Origin of the sequence: Thioalkalivibrio sp. ALJ24, from assembly GCF_000377785.1 — a bacterium.
In the GTDB taxonomy this organism is placed as follows: Bacteria; Pseudomonadota; Gammaproteobacteria; order Ectothiorhodospirales; family Ectothiorhodospiraceae; genus Thioalkalivibrio.
Genome location: NZ_KB898733.1, coordinates 77427 through 85726 on the forward strand (window position 1 = coordinate 77427; position 8300 = coordinate 85726).

General features: G+C 59.9%; 5 protein-coding genes and 2 pseudogenes. 5 read left to right on the top strand and 2 right to left on the bottom strand.

Features of this window, described 5'->3' with window-relative positions; genetic code table 11:
- The first annotated feature begins 179 nt into the window (after positions 1-179).
- The 4 genes from D571_RS14350 (at position 180) to D571_RS0112600 (ending at position 4596) form a co-directional block, all read left to right on the top strand.
- A complete protein-coding gene (locus D571_RS14350) occupies positions 180-902 on the top strand; it encodes a hypothetical protein (protein ID WP_156815794.1) in 723 nt (240 codons plus the stop codon).
- A gap of 2 nt (positions 903-904) precedes the next feature.
- Positions 905-2041, top strand: coding sequence for a glycosyltransferase (locus D571_RS14180; RefSeq protein WP_083916910.1), 1137 nt, complete (start codon positions 905-907; stop codon positions 2039-2041).
- A 132-nt stretch (positions 2042-2173) separates the two neighbouring features.
- Complete coding sequence (locus tag D571_RS14355; RefSeq protein WP_156815795.1) at positions 2174-3496, top strand: hypothetical protein; 1323 nt, start codon at positions 2174-2176, stop codon at positions 3494-3496.
- A complete protein-coding gene (locus D571_RS0112600; protein ID WP_026287840.1) occupies positions 3493-4596 on the top strand; it encodes a glycosyltransferase in 1104 nt (367 codons plus the stop codon). The genes D571_RS14355 and D571_RS0112600 overlap by 4 nt, the downstream gene beginning before the upstream one ends.
- A 706-nt stretch (positions 4597-5302) precedes the next feature.
- Here D571_RS0112600 and D571_RS13835 read toward each other — a convergent pair.
- Positions 5303-6918: pseudogene (locus D571_RS13835) on the bottom strand (DUF2235 domain-containing protein).
- 29 nt (positions 6919-6947) lie between these two features.
- Between D571_RS13835 and D571_RS13840 the strand changes: the two are divergent.
- Positions 6948-8018 (top strand): annotated as a pseudogene (locus D571_RS13840) (nucleotide sugar dehydrogenase); the annotation flags it as partial.
- Between the two features lie 36 nt (positions 8019-8054).
- Here D571_RS13840 and D571_RS0112625 read toward each other — a convergent pair.
- Positions 8055-8300, bottom strand: a 246-nt coding sequence (locus D571_RS0112625; RefSeq protein ID WP_018937056.1) for an integrase core domain-containing protein, incomplete at its 5' end; no start/stop codon positions are given.

Here is an 8300-nt window from a genome sequence, read left to right on the forward strand (position 1 = left end):
GGAACTGGCACATCAAGAGATTTTTGGTGAAGCCGCCCTGCTTGAATCGGTTTCTGAGCAATTCAGAGCTTGGTGGCGCCCATAGCTTGGCGTCCAAGAACAACCAATGGTGCTTTTCTTTATATCGGGAAAATGGTTGCATTTTCCCTATCCTCTATAACGACGACCGAGTTAGTAATATGTCGGACTGGATTCGTCCCACACTTAAGTCGATTGGCTCTTCAGCGATTGTTGAATACATAGGCCCCTATGGTGCGGGAAAAACCACGAGGCTGACTCGCGACAAGCGTGAACTTCAGAGCCATCACGTACAATTGGTGGACAGAGAAGACTTTCGTGGTTTTGTTTCTGGTTACACTCAATCTCAGAAAGCTTTTCTTTTTTTTCTTGGCTTTCCGTTGTACTTGCCAGCCTTGGTTCTCCTTTTTGTTGAGTCTAGAGGGGCGGTAATCTCTGACAGGGTTAGGCGGTGCCATCTGGTGGCCATGAAATCCATCTATTTTCGTCGCTTTATGGGGTACAATAAAAAAATATTCTTAAGTGATGAAGGGCTTCTCCACTCCTGTTGTCCGCTGTTCACTGGAACCTCCAGGGTGCCGAGCGCATGGCTGCTCAAGCTTCTCTACTGGCGTTTGAGCCCGGTGTTTTTGCGGGTCGAGGTGGAAGAAATTCAGAACATAAAGTCCCTCGCTCAGCGCGAGCAAGTTCCAATCAATGTTGGTCGCCGAAATTGTAACGACCTTTGGTGTAGAAGGTTTGTTGATATGATTAAGTCCGGTGACTTCAGCGATATACAGTTTTTGGTTCGTGAATCGAGGCGGTTCTATCAAGCCGTCACACCGGTGGTCAATCGCAACTGGCCCACCCTGCACACCTTCCCTTTTGAGGAGCCGACTCGCTAGCTATGGAAAATCGTCCAGTTTCGTTTTTTATTCCAGGCCTAAATGGCGGTGGCGCTCAAAAAGTCGTAGTCAACCTCGCCAATGCACTGGTCGATCTGACGGACCGCCCGGTGCATATCGTACTGGCCCGCGCGGCGGGGGAGTTCCTGGATGAAGTGCGCCCGGAGGTGGAGATCGTCGATCTGGGCAAGGGGCGGGCCTCCAGAGCCATTCCGGCGTTGGCTCGCTACCTCCGACGAGTGCGACCGGCGGTGCTTTGTTCGAGTCTGAACTATGCGAATGTGTGCGCGGCCGTTGCGTGGCAACTGGCAGGGCGGCCCGGCCGATTGGTTGTACGCGAGGATAATGTCGTTCGTGAGCCAGGAGGTGATCCGCGTCGCTTTCTGCAGAGGTTTCTGATACAGCGCCTGATGCGGGCCTGTTATCCACGCACAAGCTCGGTGGTGGCAATCAGCGACGCCGTTGCGGGCACACTCGTCGACCGAAAAATCTGCCTCCGGTCGCATGTTCGGGTGATTGGAAATCCGATTGCCATAACGGCGGCATCGGAGGCCTGTTCCAGCGAAACACCGCTCCCTGAAATAAAGGGCAAAAGGTACATTTGCGCCATCGGACGGCTCACTGAGCAGAAGGGATTCGATGTCTTGCTGGAGGCCTACGGTCGGTTAGGAGATGGAAAGCCGGATCTCGTGATCCTCGGTGAAGGCCCCCTGCGTGCAGACCTGGCGGCGCAGGCGGATCGGCTGGGCGTCGCGGATCAAGTACATATGCCGGGTTTCGTCTCGGCCCCTGAGAAGGTGCTTTCAAGCTCCGCCCTCTTCGTACTGTCGTCGCGCTGGGAGGGGTTCGGGAACGTGCTGGTCGAGGCGTTGGCAACCGGGGCACCGGTGGTCTCCACGGATTGCCCAGGGGCTCCTCGGGCGTTGCTTCGGGATGCGGAGTTGGGGCATTTGGTGCCGGTGAATGAACCTGATGGTCTCGCCGCAGCCATTACCGAAGCGCTGCATTCTCCGCGAGGTACACGCGAAGCGCGCCAGGAACGGGCGCGCGATTTCGCTGCGCCAAGCATTGCGCGCGAGTATATGGAGGTTGCCTTTGAGCTCGAACCGGTTCCGTCCCCCGACAGGCATAACGTATGAGACACAGGTAGGACAGTGGCTACTGATGGATTGAACGGCCGGCAGCGCCACGAATCGAGTGTGGGTGCGGCTCCGTATAAGCGTCCTGCTTCCGATTTGCAATCACTCAGCCTCGCACTCGGATGGCTGAGCTTGCTGTGGATGGTCGCAGGACCCCCTGTGGGAATAACGGCGTTTTCGGGAGTGCGCTTCTATGACCTCTTGTGGCTGGGATCCGTGTTTACAGGCCTGTTGGTGGTGGCGCGGTCGGGTACGATTCCGCGCGTTCGAGGTGCACCGCTCCTCACTGCCTACTTAGGTTACGTCACTCTGGTTCTAACTTTGCCGCTGATCGGCTTGATTCTGCTTCCGCAGGCCCAACTCGAATGGTACTTGGGCGATCTGCGCTGGCTACAGGTAGTGTCGATAGCTGCAGTGTTTCTCTTCGCTTACCGTGAACGAGGATATGACCGGTTTCAGGCCGACTTGACTAATTTCCTCTTGGCGTTAGTGGCTTTGAATGCGCTCGTTCTGGGGGGGCAGGTGTGGCTGCAGAACGTCGGTGGTTCTGTTCCGTTCGTCGTCGACCTGTGGTATCCAGAAGATGGTCGTGGTTATGGTCGTTATGGATTTCACATTAATCGGTTTGCAGGCGCCATGAACCACGCCTCCGGGCTTGCTCTGGTTGGGGGCCTGATGCTCTTGGTCGCCCTGTTTTCAAAGGGGGGCGGGTGGCGGTCTTACTTGATTGGCTTCGCAGGTCTTGCGTTTGTCGTCGCATCAGGTAATCGATCAGTAATCTTCGGTTTGCCGGTGCTACTGTTCCTTGTTTTTCTGGTGCGCATCGTCTTCATACGCCGATTGCAAATGGTGCGGCCAGTCACGGTTATTGGGGGTCTAGTTGCTATTTCAGCGGTCGCTTGGGCTGTCCTCAACCTAAACCTAGGCAGGATGTTTTCTGGGGACGGTGGTCGGATTGCTCAGACTATCGGGGTGGTTTTTGGAGATAAGACGTTCGAGGAAGTGGCTGGGCGTGGCGGCGAACGCTGGTTCTCCGCCATACGTGAGTCGCAAGAATGGACGGTTATTGGCACCTTGGTTAATCCGGCACATGCACTTGGGGATCTTCCAACCTTCGACAGTATGTATGTCTTCATGTTCGCTCAGGCTGGGCCGGTTCTTCTAGGGGGCTTTGTTGGCCTATTTTTAGTTCTGGCGTATAAAGCATGGCGTGTGTGGGTCGTTGATCGTGCCGCGGGCGCCTTTCCGTTAGCTGTTCTGGTAACGTTTCTGCTGGTCTCGATAACGCAGAATCTTATAACCGGTATGACAGGGCGTGTACTTCTGACTCTTGCAGTCACCCATATGATCATTTATTTGTCCCATCGCCACGTCCTGACGAAAAGGCTCGAGAGTGCCGCGCTCGCTCCGGGGTCTCAAGGCACGGCGGGGTCTCAAGGTACAGCGTCATCATGAAGGTACTTCACGTTATCACGGGCCTTAACCAGGGTGGCGCCGAACGGCAATTGACGACATTGGTGGGTGCCTCTGGGCGGGAGAACGCAGTTTTTTCGATGCTTTCGCCGGGTGTGATGGGGGCGCCAATTCGAGGGAACGGCATCCCGCTGTTTAGTGGTAGAGTCCGCAAAAAGTTCTCGCCGATGTGGATACCGAGGCTTCGGAAGGCCTTGGTGACCTATCAGCCGGATGTGGTCATGGGCTGGATGTACCACGGGAACCTTGCGGCGAGTATGACCCGTCTGATGGGGCACCGAGGGGCCGTGCTCTGGAATGTTCGACACTCGGTCGGTGATCTTCGGCGTGAAAAGGCCATGACACGGTGGGCGATTCGTGCAGGTGCACGACTTTGTAGGGTACCCGGGAGAATCGTTTACAACAGTGCGACGGCTGCACTTCAGCATGAAGCCTTGGGCTACGATTCGAGTAAGACGATCGTCATTCCGAATGGCGTTGATACGGATCGGTTTCGTCCAAATGACTCCGTCCGTTGGGCTCAGCGGGGTAAGTGGGGTGTCCCGGAAGAGGGGCTTCTGTTGGGTGTGGTGGGCCGTTCACATGCCATGAAAAACCATGCGGTGTGGCTACGGGCGTTTGCATCCTTGGCCCAGGACCGGCCGGACGTATTCTGCGCGATCGTTGGTCGGGGGGTGCCCGCTGCCCTGGGCGGTCTGGTGAAGCAGTTGGCGTTGCAAGAACGCGTGTTTCTTAGTGAAGGTGTGATGGAGCCGGAGAATTTATACCCGGCTTTTGACCTTCTGGTCCTGCCGTCCGCCTGGGGGGAAGGCTTTTCCAATGTTCTGGGAGAAGCGATGGCTTGCGGTATACCGGCCATTGCAACACCTGTGGGGGACAGCGCGCGGATTGTAGCTGGAAGTGGGTCCGTTGCGCCCGATTGGACCATGGAAGGGCTTGAGAAGGCCCTGCGCGACACGCTGTCACTCGGAAAGGGCGAGCTGCGCAGACGGGGGCAGTTGGCGCGGGAGTCGATGGTGGACCGATATACCGTGGGTGCCATGGTTGGTCTCTATGACAACATGTTGGAGAGCTGTCGTTAACTAGGGCCTGGGGTTGGCAGGCAATATGAGGCTTTGATATGCGCGTTATTGAGTTTGTGGGTCCGGCCGGCGCCGGAAAGTCCACAATTTCTAACACTCTTGTCGAACATTCACGGTGTTTCCGCGGTGAAGTCTATAATTGGGGGGCGCTGTGTGGGCTGGTTGGTTCGCCGTCTATAATGCTTCGGGCTATCAGGTTCCTTTGGCGAGTCGGGGGGAGGAGGATGCTCTCCAAGACGGGCGCGAACTGGTTGTTCGTGACCGGTGCGCTGCTTCGGGCTCGGGCGCGTGCGAGGGCGAGGGACGAAGTGGTTGTCTTTGACCAGTTGACTGTGCAGGCGCTGAGGCGGGTTGCGCGTCACGTTGGGACGACCGTGTCGGCGCTGGTGAGGTCGCACCGGGCCGATATTCATACCGCGGATGGGGTGATCGTAATGATGGTTTCGGCCTCGACTGCATCGGAGCGCCGGGTGAGTCGTGGGGATCGGAAAATGAGCCCTATCAAAACGAGGCAGCATTGGCGGTCGTTGTTGGATACTCGGAGGGGCGTCGGCTTGCTGCGAGGGTTTCGAGGAACCTCATATTTGGTATTGGACGCGAGGAATGGGGTGGGCGCGAATAGCCAACGCGCATTGGATTGGATTTCGTCGAGTTCTGATTAGAATGGTGGGCATTGTTAGAGGTAGGGTCGCGCGAGGGTTGGTGGTTAGCCCGTGTGTGCGGGACGATGGGCAAGTGTTTGTGTATTGACGGTGCCTGGCTCGCGGTGGCGCTGGCGGCCCGCGTGATCGGCCGTTGATGCGGGTCGCCAGCGGGTAACACGTGGCCTGTGGGTGAAGCGGTGCTCGGACGCGGCCGAGGCGCTCCTAGAGCTCGGCATGCCGGATGAACAGGTCGGGGCGGTAGCCGAGGGCGTGGTGCCGTTTCCCGGCGGAGGGGGCAGGGCGTCGGGCGGAAGTGGGCGCGGGCGGTCGCCGAGGTGCAGCCAGCGTAGGGCGCGGCCGGCCCAGGTCTTCCAGGGTTCGTGGATGGGGCCGGTGGAATACGGGGCGCTGGTGGGTTCGTGTGGTTCGTTTACGATCAGGCCGGTTGCGGCGGCTTCCTGTAGGATCCATTGCAGGGCGACTTCGGCGAGCTGGCGTTGTTCGTAGCCGCCGCCCACGTCGGCATGGGCGCCGAGGAACAAGAGCTGTTGCACCGTCTAGTGGAATTGGCGCGCGTTTCGTCCCATAGCAGGGCCTCGAACTTGGGGCGGCTTTCGTCAATTGCCGGGGCGTGGCGGGCATGTGCGACCTCGGGGCTGAGTCGGTTATGGAAGAAGCGGCGGTTGCGGTAGAGGTGGCCGAGCGAGCCGACGGTGTCCCAGACGCCAATGAAATGCACCGGGCAGGGGCGGGTGTGCTGCCTGCGGTTGGCGGCGGCCTGCTGCTCGTCGTGCTGCCGGGTGTACAGACACAAGGCCTCGCGGATGCGGTGTTCCTGCCCCGGATGCAGCAGGCCGCATTTGTGCAGCATGTCGGAGAGGGCGCGCACGGCATACGCTCCGCGGGAGAAGCCGAGCAGGTATACGCGGTCGCCGGGGCGATACCGCTGCATCAGGAAGCGGTAGCCGTTCTCGATATTGGCGGTGCGGCCGTGGCCGAACAGCTTGCCCAGGGTGGTGCCGATGACGTTCTCGCGGCCGAAGTCGAGCAGCGAGAAGGTGCCCACGCCGGGCTCGTGGGCAAGGATCTGCTGGTGCTGGCGGCAAATCGATTCGGCGCTTTTTGGCTCGCGAGGACTGGAACCGTGAGTCGGTATCCGGCGCAGCAGGTGGACGACGTTGTTGTTGATCTTGCTTTTCTGGTTGGGGGTGCCGTCGCGGCAGAAGATGATGTTCCGTTCCATGGAACCCTCCGGGTTGTGCCGTCCGGGGCGATTGTAGTTTGGCTGCGCTTGGGGCGAGCGGGCGCCTGGGAAATGTCCCGAGTGAGTAAAATGACACGGGAAGGCAAGGGAGTGCGGGGGAAACTGTTGTTCGTGGCCAACGACGCCGGCTTCTTTGTGTCGCATCGGCTGGCCGTTGGCCTGGGTGCCCGGGACGCGGAGTTTGCTGTATACGTGGCGGCGCCGGGTGAGCCGCCGGCGGAGCTCGGTGTGCCGGACCGGATCGGGTGCGGAAACAGTTGGATGAGATAGGGAAACGCGCTGCCGAGTATGCGGTGGAGCACTTTGGGACGCGCGAATGGGGGGCGGAATACGGGCGGTTGATTGCTGATGGTTGTGGCCGAGAGGAATGAAGGGGGAAGCGGTTTCGCCTGCGAGCAGGCTCCTACGGCGCATGGGGTGGATTGAGACGCTAAGAGCTGGATATGAAGGATCTTGAGGACGTACGGATTGCGGTTATCGGCCTGGGCTACGTGGGCCTGCCACTGGCGGCGGAGTTCGGGCGGTGCCCACGCTGGGGTTTGATATCGACGCGCAGCGGGTGGATGAGCTGATCCGGGGACATGATCGCACGCGGGAGGTGGAGCCGGAGGAACTGGCCGCGGCCGCGGAACTGGAGATGACCGCGGACCCGGCGTCGCTGGCGGGCTGCAACGTGTTCATGGTGACGGTGCCGACGCCGATTGATGGGCACCGGAGGCCGGATCTGGGGCCGCTGCTGGCGGCCAGCCGTACGGTGGGGCGGGCGCTGAACGATGGCGACGTGGTGATTTTTGAATCCACGGTGTAGCCGGGGGCGACGGAGGAGGACTGCGCGCCGGTACTGGCGGCGGAATCCGGCTTGGTGCTGAACGAGGGTTTCTTCCTAGGCTACAGCTCGGAGCGGGTGAACCCGGGAGACAAGGCGCAACGTATTCCCGACATCGTGAAGGTGACCTCGGGTTCCACACCGGAAGTGGCGCGTTTTGTGGACGAGCTGTACGCGCGCATCGTCCGGGCGGGTACGCACCGGGCACCGAGCATCCGCGTGGCGGAGGCGGCCAAGGTGATCGAGAACACCCAGCGGGACGTAAACATTGCGCTGGTTAACGAGCTGTCGCTGCTGTATCGATCGGCTGGGGCTGGATGCGGACGCGGTGCTGGCGGCGGCGGGCACCAAGTGGAACTTCCTGCCGTTCCGGCCCGGGCTGGTGGGCGGTCACTGCATCGGGGTGGACTCGTACTACCTGACGCACAAGGCGCAGGCGGTGGGGCACCATCCGGAGATGATACTGGCCGGGCGGCGCGTGAACGACGCCATGGGCGGGCATATTGCCGACCGCCTGGTGAAGGCGATGATCCGCAAGGGCTTCCTGGTGGTGGGCTCCCGCATCCTGGTGATGGGCCTGGCCTTCTAGGAGAACTGCCCGGATCTGCGCAACAGCCGGGTGGTGGACATCATCGCGGACCTCCAGGGCGACAACGCGCAGCTGGACGTATGGGATCCGTGGGTGGATACGTAAGCTTCCCCGTCAAGAGCGTAAGCTTCCCCGTCAAGAGGACCATTCATTTTTAGAGTCCTCGGCGGTTGAGTGGAGCTGGGCGTAGATGACCGGCGGCAGGTCGCCGAGGGCGTCATGCGCCCGCTCCTCGTTGTAGTCGATCACCCACCAGTGGGTGATCTCGCGGACCTCCTCGAGATCGTTGAACAGGTAGAGATCCAGGACCTCGTTGCGGTAGGTGCGGTTGAAACGCTCGATGAAGGCGTTCTGGTTCGGCTTGCCGGGCTGGATGTACTG

Bases quoted from the DNA above. Each gene is read 5' to 3' on its own strand.
- D571_RS14350 (WP_156815794.1), top strand. From the start codon at position 180: ATGTCGGACTGGATTCGTCCCACACTTAAGTCGATTGGCTCTTCAGCG.
- D571_RS14180 (WP_083916910.1), top strand. From the start codon at position 905: ATGGAAAATCGTCCAGTTTCGTTTTTTATTCCAGGCCTAAATGGCGGT.
- D571_RS0112600 (WP_026287840.1), top strand. From the start codon at position 3,493: ATGAAGGTACTTCACGTTATCACGGGCCTTAACCAGGGTGGCGCCGAA.